Annotated in this window: 13 protein-coding genes and 1 pseudogene; all 14 read left to right on the top strand. The window is 56.5% G+C overall.

From position 1 onward, the window contains the following. The first annotated feature begins 231 nt into the window (after positions 1 to 231). Positions 232 to 1,758: an anthranilate synthase component I gene (gene trpE, locus JCR24_RS08540; RefSeq protein ID WP_011231689.1), complete on the top strand. Its 1,527-nt coding sequence runs from the start codon at positions 232 to 234 to the stop codon at positions 1,756 to 1,758. Then, positions 1,752 to 2,771: an anthranilate phosphoribosyltransferase gene (gene trpD / locus JCR24_RS08535; protein WP_011231688.1), complete on the top strand. Its 1,020-nt coding sequence runs from the start codon at positions 1,752 to 1,754 to the stop codon at positions 2,769 to 2,771. The genes trpE and trpD overlap by 7 nt, the downstream gene beginning before the upstream one ends. After that, the gene (gene trpC, locus JCR24_RS08530) at positions 2,764 to 3,540 is read left to right on the top strand and encodes an indole-3-glycerol phosphate synthase TrpC (protein WP_033005824.1); all 777 of its coding nucleotides are present in this window, start codon (positions 2,764 to 2,766) and stop codon (positions 3,538 to 3,540) included. Before trpD ends, trpC begins: the two co-directional genes overlap by 8 nt. Next, a pseudogene (locus tag JCR24_RS08525) lies at positions 3,527 to 4,167 on the top strand (phosphoribosylanthranilate isomerase). Before trpC ends, JCR24_RS08525 begins: the two are co-directional and overlap by 14 nt. A gap of 365 nt (positions 4,168 to 4,532) precedes the next feature. After that, on the top strand, positions 4,533 to 5,747 hold the full coding sequence (gene trpB, locus JCR24_RS08520) for a tryptophan synthase subunit beta (RefSeq protein ID WP_013524128.1): 1,215 nt from the start codon (positions 4,533 to 4,535) through the stop codon (positions 5,745 to 5,747). Continuing rightward, on the top strand, positions 5,731 to 6,537 hold the full coding sequence (trpA, locus tag JCR24_RS08515; RefSeq protein WP_015375265.1) for a tryptophan synthase subunit alpha: 807 nt from the start codon (positions 5,731 to 5,733) through the stop codon (positions 6,535 to 6,537). The genes trpB and trpA overlap by 17 nt, the downstream gene beginning before the upstream one ends. Positions 6,538 to 6,568: 31 nt before the next feature. After that, positions 6,569 to 7,666: a histidinol-phosphate transaminase gene (gene hisC, locus JCR24_RS08510; protein WP_023634342.1), complete on the top strand. Its 1,098-nt coding sequence runs from the start codon at positions 6,569 to 6,571 to the stop codon at positions 7,664 to 7,666. Positions 7,667 to 7,753: 87 nt separating this feature from the next. Beyond that, positions 7,754 to 8,857, top strand: coding sequence for a prephenate dehydrogenase (locus JCR24_RS08505; protein ID WP_013144904.1), 1,104 nt, complete (start codon positions 7,754 to 7,756; stop codon positions 8,855 to 8,857). 27 nt (positions 8,858 to 8,884) lie between these two features. Beyond that, positions 8,885 to 10,168, top strand: coding sequence for a 3-phosphoshikimate 1-carboxyvinyltransferase (gene aroA / locus JCR24_RS08500; RefSeq protein ID WP_013144905.1), 1,284 nt, complete (start codon positions 8,885 to 8,887; stop codon positions 10,166 to 10,168). A gap of 270 nt (positions 10,169 to 10,438) precedes the next feature. Next, entirely contained in the window at positions 10,439 to 11,695 is a 1,257-nt protein-coding gene (locus tag JCR24_RS08495) for a tetratricopeptide repeat protein (RefSeq protein WP_011231680.1), read from the top strand. Between the two features lie 56 nt (positions 11,696 to 11,751). Next, positions 11,752 to 12,285: a ReoY family proteolytic degradation factor gene (locus JCR24_RS08490; RefSeq protein WP_013144907.1), complete on the top strand. Its 534-nt coding sequence runs from the start codon at positions 11,752 to 11,754 to the stop codon at positions 12,283 to 12,285. An 88-nt stretch (positions 12,286 to 12,373) separates the two neighbouring features. Further along, positions 12,374 to 12,829 carry a YpiF family protein gene (locus tag JCR24_RS08485; RefSeq protein WP_011231678.1) on the top strand — a complete coding sequence of 152 codons (456 nt, stop codon included), beginning with the start codon at positions 12,374 to 12,376 and terminating at the stop codon, positions 12,827 to 12,829. A 144-nt stretch (positions 12,830 to 12,973) separates the two neighbouring features. After that, a complete protein-coding gene (locus JCR24_RS08480) occupies positions 12,974 to 13,483 on the top strand; it encodes a Rieske (2Fe-2S) protein (protein WP_013144909.1) in 510 nt (169 codons plus the stop codon). A gap of 3 nt (positions 13,484 to 13,486) precedes the next feature. Beyond that, positions 13,487 to 14,161 (top strand): menaquinol-cytochrome c reductase cytochrome b subunit, encoded by a 675-nt coding sequence (gene qcrB / locus JCR24_RS08475; RefSeq protein ID WP_011231676.1) that lies wholly within the window; start codon positions 13,487 to 13,489, stop codon positions 14,159 to 14,161. Positions 14,162 to 14,188: the final 27 nt, after the last annotated feature.

The following is a 14,188-nucleotide window of genomic DNA, read 5'->3' as shown; positions in this document are numbered from 1 at the left end:
GTTAAAATAACCTCTTTGCCCCCTGAGACATCGGGGGGCGTTAGAAGTGGAGCGAGAGTGGAGAGCGAGCGTAGGGTAGATGAGAATGAGCGAGTTTAGCTGAGGTGAGCGTTTTTTCATTCGCCGACATCTGCCCAAAGACGGTCGTCTTTGGGCGTTTTATTTTCCCTCTCTTTTTTCGCCTCATAAACCCTCATTCTCCGCCCGCTGATCATGAAGGGAGGAGAAGTGATGTCTGCTGATGGGCTGGCCGCTTTTTTGACGGAAGCGAACGAATTTCGAACCATCCCGATTGTGCGCAAATTTGTAGCCGATGTCATTGAGCCGCTCGGCGTGTTTGCCAATTTGCGCGAGGAAGCCGTGTTTTTGCTTGAAAGCAAGGATGACGAATCGCCGTGGGCGCGCTATTCGTTCATCGGTGTGGCGCCGTTTTTGACGCTGGAGAGCGAAACCGGCGAAACGTTTTCGGTGAAGGACGAAAACGGGAACGAACAAATCACCGCACCGACGCTGAAAGAAGCGTTTCAATGGGTCGAGCGGACGCTTGCCGTCAAGCCGCTTGCCGAGACGGTGCCGTTTACAGGCGGTGCAGTTGGGTTTTTAGGCTACGATTTCATTTCCGCCATCGAAAAAGTGCCGCGCCACAAAAACCGCGATGTGCCTATGAAGACGGCCTATTTCGTGTTTTGTGAATCGCTGTTTGCGTTTGACCAAAAAAAGCGTGAGTTGCTCGTCATTCACTATATTCGGTTGAGCGGCAACGAAACGGAGGAAGAGAAAATCGAAGCGTACCGCGCGGCCGAACGGCGCATGGCCGATCTCGCGGCGAAAGCGGCCCGCCCTCAAGCCGAGCAGCCGCTCTTGCCGGCGGAAAGCGAATCGGGGCGGACCGCCTCGTTTGCCAAAGCGGTGTCCAACTATGACAAAAAACAGTTTTTGCGCGATGTGGAGGCCGTGAAACGGTACATCGCGGCCGGCGATGTGTTTCAAGCGGTTCTGTCGCAGCGCTTCTGCGTGCCGGTTCAAGCCGGAGGCTTTGCCATTTATCGTCTGCTCCGATACATCAACCCGTCGCCGTACATGTTTTATTTCCAGCTTGACGGTGTGGAAATTGTCGGCAGTTCGCCGGAAAAACTGATTCAAGTGCACCGTCGGCGCGTTGAAATCGATCCGATTGCCGGCACACGGCGGCGCGGCCGATCGCCGGAGGAAGACGAGAGGCTGGCTGATGAGCTGTACCACGACCCGAAAGAACGGGCTGAGCATTATATGCTTGTCGATTTGGCGCGCAACGACATCGGCCGGGTCGCCAAGTACGGAACGGTCGAGGTGCCGGTGTTGCTTCAGATCGGCAAGTTTTCACACGTGATGCACTTAATTTCCAAAGTCGTCGGTGAACTGGACGACAACGTCCACCCGATCGATGCACTCCTTGCCGCCTTTCCGGCTGGAACGGTGAGCGGGGCGCCGAAAGTGCGGGCGATGCAAATTTTGCAGGAACTCGAGCCGACAGCAAGGGGGCTGTATGCCGGAGCGATTGCCTATATCGGGTTTGATGGCAACATCGATTCGTGCATCGCCATCCGGACAGCGGTCGTGAAAGACGGCTATGCCTATGTGCAAGCCGGCGCCGGCATTGTCGCCGACTCCGTTCCGGAACTGGAGTGGAAAGAGACGCGCAATAAGGCGAGCGCCTTGATGAATGCGATTGAACAAGCGGAACGACTATTTGCTAAAGGGGAGAGGGCCGTATGTTGAAGCAGCTGCTTTCGAAATGTGCGGAAGGGAAAGCGTTGACGGAAGACGAAGCGTATGCGGCGATGAATATCATCATGTCCGGCGAGGCGACGGACAGTCAAATCGCAAGTCTGTTGTCCATGCTCCGCCTGCGCGGAGAGACAGTCGATGAGCTCGTCGGATTTGTGCGGGCGATGCGCGACCGGATGACTGCCATTGAGGCTAGTGATGATGTCATCGATACGTGCGGCACGGGCGGCGATGGGGCGGCGACATTCAACGTTTCCACCGCCGCGGCGATCGTCATTTCATCGCTTGGCGTCAAAGTCGCCAAGCACGGCAACCGCGCTGTTTCGTCAAAAAGCGGCAGCGCTGATGTGCTCGAGCGGCTCGGCATCGACATTCAAACGTCGCCGTCGGCCGCCAAACAGGCGTTGGAAACGAAAGGGCTGGCGTTTTTGTTCGCCCCGCTCTATCACGCGGCGATGAAACACGCCGCCGGGCCGCGGAAGGAAATCGGTTTCCGCACCGTTTTCAACTTGATCGGCCCGCTCGCCAATCCGGCGCGCTGCAAGCGGCAAGTCGTCGGCGTCTATTCGACCTGCTACGCTGAGAAATTGGCGGAGGCGATGCGCCGCCTCGGCTCGGAACATGTGTTGTTTGTCACCGGGCGCGATGGGCTTGATGAATGCAGCATCGCTGCAGAAACGGATGTCGTGGAGTTGAAAGACGGTGCGATCCGCCGCTTTGTCATCGCACCAGAAGACGCCGGCTTGCCGCGCGGCGAGCTTGCCGATGTGCAAGTGCGCGATCCGGAAGAGAGCGCCGCGCTTCTTGAGGCGGTGATGGCGGGAACAGCGCCGGAGAGCGCCATCAATATCGTTGCGCTGAACGCCGGCGCCGCCCTGTATGCCGCCGGCAAAGCTGAAACGATTGCCGAAGGAGTGGCGATGGCGAAAGAGGCCATTTTGTCCAAAACCGCATACGAACAACTGCAACGCCTGCGGGCGAAGGAAGTGATTCATGATGCTTGAGCAAATTTTAGCAGCCAAACGGGAAGAAGTGGAAACGTTGACGCTGCCGGCGCCATTGCCAGAGCGAAAGCGCCGGCCATTTGCGGCGGCGCTCCGTCGGCCGCGGCGGATGCTTGGCTTGATCGCTGAAGTGAAAAAAGCATCGCCGTCAAAAGGCATCATTCGCCCGGATTTTGACCCGGTGGCCATCGCGAAAGCATATGAGCGCGCCGGTGCCGACGCGATCAGCGTGCTGACGGATGAACGGTATTTCCAAGGGCATCGCCGCTATTTGCGAGCGGTGAAAGAAGCGGTTAACGTTCCCGTGCTGCGCAAAGATTTCATCATCGATCGGCGGCAAGTCGAGGAAAGCGTCCGACTCGGGGCGGATGCGATTTTATTGATCGGCGAGGCGCTCCCGCCGGAAACGCTCGAGGAGCTCTATCATGAAGCGTACAGCTTGGGGCTCGAATGTCTGGTCGAGGTGCATGCGAAAGAGACGCTCGAGCGGATTTTCGATCGGTTTACGCCGGAGATCGTCGGCATCAACAACCGCGACTTGCATACCTTTGTGACAACACTTGAGGCGACCAAAACGCTCGCTCCGCTCATCCCGCCATCGTGCGTCATCGTCAGCGAAAGCGGGATCGGTTCCTTCAATGATGTGAAGACGGTCAAATCGTACGGAGCGCAGGCCATGCTCGTCGGCGAGTCGCTCATGCGCCAAGATGATGTGGAGCGAGCGGTCTACCGGCTGTTTGGGGAGGAAGATGGGGATGATTCGAATTAAATATTGCGGCAACCGTTCGGCTGAAGACGTGCAGGCCGCTATCGCGAGCGGGGCTGATTACCTCGGCTTTATTTTCGCCGAAAGCAGGCGGAACGTCTCTCCGAGTGAAGTGCAGCAATGGCTTGAGCCCCATAAGCTTGGCGCAAAGCAACTTGTCGGCGTCTTTGTCAACGCCCCCGTTAGGCGGATCGCCGCTGTCGCCGCCGAGCTGCCGCTTCATGTCATCCAATGCCACGGCCGTGAAACGCCGGCGGAGCTGGCGGCGGTGAAAGAGGCGGTGCCGCTTTCCGTCTGGAAGGCGATCCACCATGGCGACGGTGCGCTTGCGGCGATGAGGCAGTACGCTGGCATTGCCGATGGCTACGTCGTTGACAGCCGCGCCGCCGGCGCCTGGGGGGGACGGGCGTCGCTTTTGATTGGGAGGCGGTGCCGCACTATTTGGAAGAGGCGGCCCGCCAAGGCGTGCCGTGCTTCATCGCCGGCGGCATCACTCCGGACAATATCGAGCGGCTGCTTGTCTACCGCCCGGATGGCATCGATATCAGCAGCGGCATTGAAACGGACGGACGCAAAGATCCAACGAAGATGAAACAAATCGAAGAAAAAATAAAACATCACGGGTGTTGATGATCCGTTATGTACGAAAAAACACAGAATGATATGGCTGAACACAAGCTTTTCTGCCTCTTCCCTCGAACAAGAACGCCGGCGGGCGAATGACATTTGCCCGCAAAGCGTTCATTGTTCGAGGAGGGCATGCGGCAGCATGCCCGGTCGGCAAGCGAGCCGCTTGCCGACTACGGCAGAAAAGCTCGGACTAGAGCCTTCTCAACAGACTTTTTATTGGTTCATCAACACGCCTGATAAAAAAATAACAAAGCGAAGGGCCAAAAGACGGCGCTGACGCTCGGACGGTTAACAAACACAGGCACTTTGAAGAAATGCGGCTCTTCGTCTTTCAACTTTTATGAAGGAGAAGGTGGGGTTAGATGATGGAACGCGTTCCGAATGAATACGGCCGGTTTGGCGATTTCGGCGGCAAGTTTGTCCCTGAGACGCTCATGCTTCCGCTTGAGGAAATCGAAGCGGAGCTTGACAAAGCGCTTGCCGATGAATCGTTCAAACAAGAATACATCCGCATTTTGCAGCATTACTCCGGTCGCCCGACCCCGCTCACGTTCGCGCCGAATTTGACACGGCAAGTCGGCGGCGCGAAAATTTATTTAAAGCGCGAAGATTTAAACCATACGGGCGCCCATAAAATCAACAACGCGATCGGCCAGGCGCTTTTGGCAAAACGGATGGGCAAGAAAAAGCTGATCGCTGAAACCGGAGCCGGCCAGCACGGCGTCGCCGCGGCGACGGTGGCCGCCCATTTCGGCATGGATTGCATCGTTTTTATGGGCGAAGAAGACATCAAGCGGCAGGAGCTGAACGTGTTTCGCATGAAGCTGTTAGGCGCCGAAGTCGTGCCGGTGTCAAGCGGCAACCGAACGTTGAAAGATGCGACGAACGAAGCAATTCGCTATTGGGTCGCCCACTGCGACGACCATTTTTACATGATCGGCTCGGTCGTCGGTCCGCATCCGTACCCGAAAATGGTGCGCGAGTTTCAGCGCGTGATTGGCGATGAAGCGAAAGAACAGTTTCTCGCCCGTGAAGGGAAGCTGCCGGATGTCATCGTTGCCTGCGTCGGCGGCGGCAGCAACGCCATCGGCATGTTTTACCCGTTTTTGCAAGATGACGTCCGCCTCGTCGGCGTCGAGGCGGCCGGCAAAGGGATCGACACTCCGCACCATGCGGCGACCATCACAAAAGGGACGAAAGGGGTCATACACGGGGCGATGACCTACCTGTTGCAAGACGAGTACGGACAAATTCTCGAACCGTATTCGATCTCAGCCGGCCTTGATTACCCCGGCGTCGGCCCGGAACATGCGTATTTGGCGAGCATTGGCCGCGTCCGCTACGAAAGCGCGACCGATGACGAGGCCGTCGCTGCGTTTCAATTGTTGGCGCAAACGGAAGGCATCATTCCGGCCATCGAGTCGGCCCATGCGGTGGCGAAAGCCGTCGAGCTCGCCCGCGAGATGCCGCCGGATGAAACGGTGCTCATTTGCCTGTCCGGCCGCGGAGATAAAGATGTGCAAACGATGATGCGCCATCTTGGTGCGAGGGAAGGTGAAGACATTGCCACTGTCCGTTAATCCGCCGCTATTTATCCCGTTTATCGTTGCCGGTGATCCGGCTCCCGATGTGACGATCGATCTCGCCTTGGCGCTTGAGGAGGCCGGCGCTGACATATTAGAGCTTGGCGTGCCGTACTCCGACCCGCTCGCTGACGGACCGACGATTCAACGCGCCGCCGCAAGGGCGCTTGACGGGGGCATGACGCTGCCGAAAGCCATTCAGCTTATTGGCGAGATGCGAAAAAAAGGGGTAAACATTCCGATTATTCTCTTTACGTATTACAATCCTGTGTTACAATTAGGAGAAGAATCCTTTTTTGCTTTAGCGCGGGAAAATGGCGCCGACGGCGTGCTCATTCCCGATTTGCCGTTTGAGGAAAGCGGTCCGCTCCGCGAACTTGGCGAACGGTTTGGTCTCCCGCTCATTTCGCTTGTTGCGCCGACGTCGAAGCAGCGGATCGAGCGGATCGCTTCGGCGGCGCAAGGGTTTTTGTATTGCGTCTCCTCGCTAGGCGTTACAGGCGTGCGTGAGACGCTGCCGGAGACGCTCGGCGATTTCCTCCGCGAAGTGAAGCGGCATAGCCGCGTCCCGGTCGCCGTCGGCTTTGGCATTTCGGCGCCGGAGCAAGTCGCGATGTTGAAAGAGGTGTGCGACGGCGTTGTCGTCGGCAGCGCGCTCGTGCAAAAAGTCGAGCAGCTGGCTCCGAGGTTGCAGGCGCCGGACGAAAGGGAAGCGGCCGTCGCCGAGTTTGCTGCCTACGCCCGTTCGCTTGCCGCGCCGCTTCGAGAAGCCTATTCTTCGCGCTAAAAGTTCCGAATTGAAGGAGTTGGCGACAATCATGCAAGTAAAGGAATCGCTCCGGGGTCTTTCTCCGTACCAGCCGGGAAAATCGATCGAAGAAGTCAAACGGCAATATGGCTTGCCTGAGATTATTAAACTTGCTTCTAACGAGAATCCGTACGGTTCGTCGCCATCGGCAAAAGCGGCCATCGCCGCTGAGCTTGACCGCCTCGCCGTCTATCCGGACGGCTGCGCCCGCACGTTGCGCGAAAAGGTGGCGAAGCATCTTGGCGTCAAGGAAACACAGCTTCTGTTTGGCAACGGTTCGGATGAGGTGGTGCAAATTCTTTGCCGCGCCTTTTTAGAGCCGGGGGCGAATACAGTGATGGCGGCGCCGACATTCCCGCAATACCGGCACAATGCCATCATCGAGCGGGCCGAGGTGCGCGAAGTGCCGCTTGTTGATGGGCGTCATGATTTGGAGGCGATGCTTGCGGCGATCGATGAAAACACGCGCATCGTCTGGATTTGCAATCCGAACAACCCGACGGGCACGTATGTGAATGACACCGAGCTGCGCGCCTTTTTGGATCGCGTGCCGCCGCACGTGCTCGTCGTCGTGGACGAAGCGTACTACGAATATGCGACGGCGCCCGACTACCCGCAAACGGTGCCGCTTTTAAACGAGTACGAGCAGCTTGTCGTCATGCGCACGTTCTCGAAAGCATACGGGCTCGCTGCGCTCCGCGTCGGCTACGGCGTGGCGAGTGAGACGCTCATCCGCGCCGTCGAGCCGGCGCGCGAGCCGTTTAACACGTCGACCATCGCCCAAGCGGCCGCGGCGGCCGCACTTGACGATCAAGCGTTCATCCGCGCCTGCGTCGAACGAAATCGCGCCGAGCTTGAGCGGTATTATCGCTTTTGCGAGGAGAACGGCCTGAAGTATTACCCGTCGCAGACAAACTTTTTGTTCATTGATTTCGGGTTGGATGGCGACGAAGTGTTCCGCTATTTGCTGGAGCGCGGCGTCATTGTCCGCTCGGGCCAAGCGCTTGGGCTGCCGACCGGCGTGCGTGTGACTGTTGGCACGAAAGAGCAAAACGACCGGGTGTTGGAACTCGTTTCGCAACTGCTTCGGGAAAAACAGCTCGCCTGACCGTTCAGCGGCGGGATGGATAGAAAAGATCGGCCCGTTGCTTTTCAAAAGCAGCGGGCGCACGTTTACATAAAGTAGGTGGGACGATTGGAAGGAAAAGTGTTCATTGTCGGCCTCGGCTTGATCGGCGGATCGATTGCATTGGCGATTAAAAAAGCGCATCCGGAGGCGATGATCATCGGCTACGACGTCAATGAGCGGCAGCTCGGCTTGGCGCGTTCGCTCAAGGTGATCGACGAAGCCGCCCGTTCGCCCGAAGACGGATACGGACAGGCGGATTTGATCGTTCTGGCCGTTCCGGTCATGCAGACGGAGGCGCTGCTTTCATCGATGCCGCTCGAGCGGTTGAAGCGCGGCGTTATCGTTACCGATGTCGGCAGCACGAAGCAGCGCATCGTCCAAGGCGCCCGCCGCCTGTTGGATCATGGCGTAGCGTTCATCGGCGGCCATCCGATGGCCGGGTCGCATAAAAGCGGTGTGGCGGCCGCAAGGGCTCATCTGTTTGAAAACGCCTTTTACATTTTGACGCCGACGGACGATGTGCCGCCGCAGCAAGTCGAGGCGTTGAAACAGTGGCTTGCGGGAACGAAAGCGCAGTTTGTCATCTTAACGCCCAAAGAGCACGACCGCATCACTGGCGTAATCAGCCATTTTCCGCATTTGATTGCGGCGAGCCTCGTTCATCAGGCGCGCGAATACGAGTGCGAAAACGCCCTCGTCAGCCGGCTGGCGGCCGGCGGCTTCCGCGACATCACCCGCATCGCGTCGAGCAATCCGGAAATGTGGCGCGATATTTTTATCCATAACAAGCATGAACTGCTTGCGCTCTTTGACCGCTGGATCGCCGAAATGGAGCGGCTGCGTTCGTTTGTCGAAGAAGAAAACAGCATCGCTATTTACCATTACTTTTTGGAGGCGAAACAGTTTCGCGACGGGCTGCCGTCGAGAACGAAAGGAGCGATTCCGTCGTTTTACGATTTGTATGTCGACGTGCCGGATTATCCGGGCGTCATCTCCGAAGTGACCGGCTATTTGGCCGAGGAAAACATCAGCATCACGAACATCCGCATCATTGAGACGCGCGAAGAAATTTACGGCGTGCTCCGCCTCAGCTTCCAAAGCGAAGACGATCGGGCGCGGGCGAAAGCGTGCCTCGCCAAACATACGAACTATGCCACCTATGAAGGGTAGCAAGGAAAAACAATGGAGGGATTTTGCATGCAGTTGCCAACCAACGTGTCGTCGCTCCGAGGAATGATCGAAGTCCCTGGCGACAAATCGATTTCCCATCGCGCCGTCATGCTCGGGGCGCTTGCTTCTGGACGGACGGTGATTGACCATTTTTTGCCTGGGGCGGACTGTTTAAGCACGATCGACTGTTTCCGGAAACTCGGCGTTGACATTCGCCAGGACGGGACGACAGTCGTTGTCGAAGGAGCCGGCCCCGGCGGGCTGCGCGAGCCGGCTGCGGTGCTTGATGTCGGCAACTCGGGAACGACGGCGCGCCTATTGCTCGGCATTTTGGCCGGCCAGCCGTTTCACGCCTGCCTTGTCGGCGATGAATCGATCGCCAAGCGACCGATGGGGCGGGTGACGAAGCCGCTTCGCGAAATGGGAGCGCGTATTGACGGGCGTGAGGGCGGCAATTATACGCCGCTTTCCATCCGCGGCGGTGCGCTTCGCCCGCTTCGCTACACTTCGCCGGTGGCGAGCGCGCAAGTGAAATCAGCCGTTTTGCTTGCGGGCTTGTTCACCGACGGCGTAACGTCGGTCACCGAGCCGCACCGCTCGCGCGACCATACCGAGCGGATGGTTCGGTTGTTTGGCGGTGAAGTGAATGTGGATGGCTTGACCGTCTCGGTGGCCGGTCCGCAACGCTTGCGCGGGACGCACATTTACGTTCCCGGCGATATTTCGTCAGCCGCCTTTTTCCTTGTCGCCGGCGCCATTGTGCCGAACAGCGAAATTACGCTGAAAAACGTCGGCTTAAATCCAACGCGGACCGGCATCATCGATGTGCTTACACAAATGGGGGCGGATATTGCGATTGACAACGTCCGCAACGAGGAAACCGAGCCGGTCGGTGATATTACGGTCCGCACGTCGACGCTTCGGGCGGTCGAAATCGGCGGGGATCTGATTCCAAGATTGATCGACGAAATTCCGATCATTGCCTTGCTCGCGACGCAGGCGGAAGGAACGACCGTCATCAAAGACGCGAGCGAACTGAAGGTGAAAGAGACGAATCGGATCCATACGGTCGTCACCGAGTTGAAAAAACTCGGCGCTGACATCGAAGCAACCGACGACGGCATGATGATCCGCGGCAAAACGCCGCTTTATGCCGACGGGATTGTTGTCGACAGCCATGGCGACCACCGCATCGGCATGATGCTCGCCGTTGCTGCCTGCATCGCCAAAGGGACGGTCCGCCTCGAGCGTTCGGAAGCGGTCGCCGTTTCCTATCCGGCGTTTTTTGCCGACCTCCGTTCGCTGCTGTAAAAGGCCTCCCGCCCCAAGCGGGCGGGCGGTCATATTTTGCGTTGTTCGTTCATATATTGTCAGTGAGAGGAAGGGCTCCGTATTTTTTGAAAGCGGATACATTTCCTGTTTCTGGATGAAAAAACGACGCACCTTCCAGACGGCGAGCGGTTTGGTTGCGGAAACGGCCATGATCGATTATCATCATTCATGTTCCCATTGTAACAGTACATAACGATTTGAATGGCAAAGGCGGATGGCCGCCTGCCGCAAGAGAGGGCTGACGAAACGATGACACGCGTCGAACAAATCATTCGCTTAGTGGAAAACGGAAACGTCGACCAAGCGTTGGCGCTCGTGCCGAAAGTGAAAAAATATGGAAGTGATGAAGAAAAATACGCGCTTGCCGACTGCTTGTACGGATGGGGAATGCCGGAAGAGGCGAAGGAGCTGCTTGAGGAGCTGGCTGCCCGCTATCCGGATGACGGCGACATTCGCCTGTTTTTGGCGGAAGTGTATACGGAGCTTGAAGCCGAAGAGGAAGCGCTCGCCATTTTGTCGGAGATCGACGAAGACGATCCGCAGTTTGTCCGCGCGTGCCTTCTTGCCGCCGATTTGTACGAAATGCAAGGGCTGGCGGAAGTGAGCGAGCGGAAGCTGCGTCAAGCGTACGAGAAAGCTCCAGATGAGCCGATCGTGCAGTTTGCGTTGGCTGAGTTGTATTTTTCGCACGGGGAATACTCAAAAAGCGTGCCGCTTTATGAACAGGTGCGGAAGACGAATAAGGAGATGGCCGGCGTCTTGATCACTGAGCGGATCGCTGAGGCGCTCAGCCGTTCCGGGGAATTCGAGGCGGCGCTTCCGTATTATGAGGAGGCGCTCAATGAAAAAATGGACAGTCGGACGCTGTTCGCCTACGGATTCACCGCGTTGCAGGCCGGCTATACACAAACGGCCATCGATAAGCTCAGCGCTTTAAAAGAGCTCGATCCGGACTACACTCCGCTTTACCTTTATTTGGCGAAAGCGTATGAACAAGAAGGACGGCTCGTGCAAAGCTATGAGACGGCGCTTGAGGGCATCGGCGTCGACGAATGGAACAAAGAGCTCCGCCTTTACGCAGGCAAGCTGGCGCTCAAGCTGAACAAGCCGGAGGAGGCAGAGGAACATTTGAAAAAAGCGCTTGAGATCGATGGCGGGTACATCGAGGCGCTCACGGTTTTATCGGCGCTTTGGCTAAACGAACAGCGCTATGAGGATGTCGTCGCGCTTCTTGAGCAGGCGATGGCCGATGGCGAGTACGATCCGCAGTTTGAATGGGACCTTGGGCGCGCCAAACATCGGCTTGAGATGTACGACGATGCATTAAATCATTACGGCGAGGCATATAATTTCTTTAAGCACAATGTCGAGTTCCTCGAAGAGTACGGATATTTTCTCATCGAGGAAGGAAATCGGGCGGCGGCGAAAGAAATATTTCAACAGATCGTCCGTCTCGACCCAACCCATACGGAGGCGGCGGAGATGCTGCTTGAGCTCGAAGAGTAGGGGAGAAGCGGTGGCCCAACCTCTTTCTTGGAAACCGATCGAGGGGGAAGCGCACAATGACGCACGTATCCGTCAATGAGAAAAAAGAGTTTATCCGTTGGTTTTTAAGCCACTATCAGTTGAAGCGGCGCGAGTGTGTCTGGATTTTAAACTATTTGATGAGCCATGACCAGCTCATGCAAAAGGTGCATTTTGTCGAGAATGCCCAATATTGCCCGCGCGGCATCATTATGTCGACTCACTGCGTCGACGATGTGCCGTTCCGTTTTTACAAAGGCAATGTGATGACAACCGATGCAGAGAAATCGTTCCATGACATCCGTTTAAACCGCGACGAAGATATTTACATTCAACTGAATTTCCGCGCTTCTTTTCACTCGCCGCAATATGTCGCTGTGCTTGAGGAAAACCCGTATGCGCCGAAGCAGGCGCAAGTGAGCGAAAACGACCAGCGCCTCGCCGAGCAGTTTTTGGAACGCTCCATTTACGAATTCCGGCGCGGGCGGCTCATGAAGCTGATCGATGAGGCGCTTGACCGCCATGATGAAGAGGCGTTCCGCCGCCTGACCGATGAATTAAACAAATTGTAAAAACCTTGCCGCCGGCAAGGTTTTTCTTTTGCCGAAAAATATGGTATGGTGATGAAGGGAAGAAACTTTGAGGAAAAGGAGAGTACGAATGAAGTGGACAGGCGAGGACGTCGCCCTCTATGAACGAGAGCGCGACTACATCGACACGGCGCTCCTTCCGCTTTTGCCGGTGGCTTTCGGCCAAGGAGCGAAGCGGCTCGCTTCCGGCGGGGAGCTTGTCGGGCTCATCGCGGCCGAGGTCGAGCGGCAGCTGAAGGGCCGGTTGTTTTTGATGCCGTCGTTTGTGTATTTTGCCGATGAGCCGCGGGCGCTGCTTACCGAAAGGCTGGCGGATTGGACCAACCGGCTTAAGCGGGAAGGAATGAAGCATCTGTTTTATGTGACGTGCGACCGTGCGTGGCAAGAGGGCGAAGAAGCTGACCGCGTTTGGTTCGTTCCGGTTGTTCCGCTCGAGAGCATGGGTGAATCGTACAAGCACGAGCTTGTCAGAGAGCAGGCCGCCGAGCTGCTCCGCTTTCTCATCGGTCGATGGGCGCAAGAGTAGACGCGGCAAAGTCCGACGTTTTGCCGCCTGCGATATTGACCTTGTCCAGCAATTGAGCTATCATTAGAATGTCCTAGTTTTCCATATGTGTTATACATACAATCGTCCGGTGCGGACTTGATTTTGCATAGAGGGGGGAAGACGATGAGCGACAACAAACATCGTGTAACGAGACGTCAGTTTTTAAACTACACGCTGACCGGCGTCGGCGGTTTTATGGCGGCAGGAATGCTGATGCCGATGCTCCGTTTTGCTTTCGATCCGATCTTGAAGGATGAAGCAGGGACGGAGATGGTCGCGGTAGCAGACGTCAAAGAGATTACGACCGAACCGAAGCGCTTCGACTTTAAAGTGAAGGTGAAAGACGCTTGGTATGAGTCGGAAGAGCCGAAGTCAGCTTGGGTGTACAAGGATGAAAAAGGGGAGATCATCGCCCTTTCGCCGATCTGCAAACACCTTGGCTGTACGGTCGACTGGAACACGGACAAAGAGCATCCGAACCAGTTTTTCTGCCCATGCCACTATGGGCGCTATGAGAAGGACGGCACGAACGTTCCGGGGACGCCGCCGCAAGCTCCGCTTGACCGTTACGAGTACAAAGTGAAAGACGGCAAGCTGTATTTAGGCAAGGCGAAACCAAGAAAGGAGGCGTAATGCGTGTTAAACAAGCTGTATGACTGGGTCGATGAACGCTTAGATATTACGCCTTTATGGCGGGATATCGCCGATCACGAAGTTCCGGAGCACGTCAACCCCGCCCATCACTTTTCCGCCTTTGTCTATTGTTTCGGCGGGCTGACGTTTTTTGTCACGGTCATTCAAATTTTGTCAGGCATGTTTTTGACGATGTACTACGTCCCGGATATTAAAAACGCGTGGGAATCGGTGTATTACTTGCAAAACGAAGTGGCGTTCGGCCAAATTGTGCGCGGCATGCACCACTGGGGGGCGAGCTTGGTCATCGTCATGATGTTTTTACATACGCTGCGCGTCTTTTTCCAAGGGGCTTATAAAAAGCCGCGCGAAATGAACTGGATCGTCGGCGTATTGATCTTTATGGTGATGATGGGTCTTGGCTTCACCGGCTACTTGTTGCCGTGGGATATGAAAGCGCTGTTTGCGACGAAAGTTGGTTTGCAAATCGCGGAAGCGACGCCGCTCATTGGCCCGGCCATTAAGACGCTGTTAGCTGGGGACCCAGAAATTGTCGGCGCGCAAACGTTGACGCGCTTCTTTGCCATTCACGTCTTCTTCTTGCCGGCCGCTTTGCTCGGCTTAATGGCAGCGCACTTTTTAATGATTCGCAGACAAGGCATTTCCGGTCCGCTATGATCGGTCGGCCCGCGTTTAGAGGTGATA

It is taken from the genome of Geobacillus sp. YHL (assembly GCF_022341265.1).
GTDB lineage: Bacteria > Bacillota > Bacilli > Bacillales > Anoxybacillaceae > Geobacillus > Geobacillus thermoleovorans.
The sequence above is the reverse complement of the archived record's forward strand: the minus strand, read 5'-3'. Positions and strand labels throughout refer to the sequence as shown.

What these genes read in the sequence shown, in the direction of transcription:
- trpE (WP_011231689.1), top strand. Translation starts at nt 232, where the DNA reads ATGTCTGCTGATGGGCTGGCCGCTTTTTTGACGGAAGCGAACGAATTT.
- trpB (WP_013524128.1), top strand. Translation starts at nt 4,533, where the DNA reads ATGGAACGCGTTCCGAATGAATACGGCCGGTTTGGCGATTTCGGCGGC.
- hisC (WP_023634342.1), top strand. Translation starts at nt 6,569, where the DNA reads ATGCAAGTAAAGGAATCGCTCCGGGGTCTTTCTCCGTACCAGCCGGGA.
- trpC (WP_033005824.1), top strand. Translation starts at nt 2,764, where the DNA reads ATGCTTGAGCAAATTTTAGCAGCCAAACGGGAAGAAGTGGAAACGTTG.
- trpD (WP_011231688.1), top strand. Translation starts at nt 1,752, where the DNA reads ATGTTGAAGCAGCTGCTTTCGAAATGTGCGGAAGGGAAAGCGTTGACG.
- JCR24_RS08485 (WP_011231678.1), top strand. Translation starts at nt 12,374, where the DNA reads ATGAAGTGGACAGGCGAGGACGTCGCCCTCTATGAACGAGAGCGCGAC.
- aroA (WP_013144905.1), top strand. Translation starts at nt 8,885, where the DNA reads ATGCAGTTGCCAACCAACGTGTCGTCGCTCCGAGGAATGATCGAAGTC.
- JCR24_RS08490 (WP_013144907.1), top strand. Translation starts at nt 11,752, where the DNA reads ATGACGCACGTATCCGTCAATGAGAAAAAAGAGTTTATCCGTTGGTTT.
- JCR24_RS08480 (WP_013144909.1), top strand. Translation starts at nt 12,974, where the DNA reads ATGAGCGACAACAAACATCGTGTAACGAGACGTCAGTTTTTAAACTAC.
- JCR24_RS08495 (WP_011231680.1), top strand. Translation starts at nt 10,439, where the DNA reads ATGACACGCGTCGAACAAATCATTCGCTTAGTGGAAAACGGAAACGTC.